Below are 850 nucleotides of genomic sequence, written 5' to 3' on the forward strand. Positions count from 1 at the left end.
CATCTCGACACGGGTCTGGCGGACCTGGACAGCACCCTGAAGCAGATCAACGGCCAGGTGCTGCCGGCGACCACGCAAACCCTGCAGCAGGCTCGCCAGACCTTCGGCGCCGCGCAGGGCATGCTGGCCGAAGACGGGCCGCTCCAGGAAAACCTGGGCCAGACGCTGCAGGAAGTGCAGCGCACTGCCCGCTCGCTGCGCACGCTCACTGATCTGCTCGGCCGCCATCCCGAAGCGCTGCTGCGCGGCCATGCAGCGGATCAGTCAGCCATGGCCCCGGTAACCGCGGCCAGCCCCTCCGCTTCACAGGAGTCGAAACAATGAGTTTTTCAGCCCGCGCCAGCCTGCGCGCAGTCACGCTCACCGTCGCGCTGGCCCTGAGCGCCTGCGCGTCCGCGCCGGTGCACTACTACACGCTGGTTTCCCCGGCAGCACAGCCCGCTTCGGCCCAGCCAGCCGCGCCGTTCGCGATCGACGTGCTGCCAGTGGGTGTTCCCGCCGAGCTCGACCAGCAGGCGATGGTCGTACGGCAGGGCGACAGCGGCGTTGCCGTGCTCGACGACGAGCGCTGGGTCGCACCGCTGGGCGATCAACTGCGCGCCGCGCTATCCACCCAACTGGTGCGCCGCCTGGGCACCGAGGACATGGCCGGTCTCACCCGGCCGGTCAATCAACCGGTGCTGGGCATCAGGCTGCAGATCCGGCGCCTCGACGCCTGGCCGGGGCACGCGGTGCAGCTCGAGGCTGACTGGAGCCTCGGTTTCGCGCAAGACCCCAACGGTGCCCGCCTGGCCTGCCATACGCAGCTGCAGGAGGCGGCGCCGGGTGGTTACGCGGACCTGGTGCGCGC

At 70.4% G+C, this 850-nt stretch carries 1 protein-coding gene and 1 pseudogene; both read left to right on the forward strand.

What is annotated here, in order from left to right; all coding sequences use genetic code 11:
- A pseudogene (locus tag F6X42_RS42915) lies at nt 1–324 on the forward strand (mammalian cell entry protein); the annotation flags it as partial.
- The coding region (locus tag F6X42_RS42920; protein ID WP_187639772.1) for a PqiC family protein at nt 321–850 on the forward strand (530 nt) is incomplete at its 3' end. The pseudogene F6X42_RS42915 and the gene F6X42_RS42920, both read left to right, overlap by 4 nt.

This window comes from Paraburkholderia podalyriae (genome assembly GCF_014397785.1).
Lineage (GTDB): Bacteria > Pseudomonadota > Gammaproteobacteria > Burkholderiales > Burkholderiaceae > Paraburkholderia > Paraburkholderia podalyriae.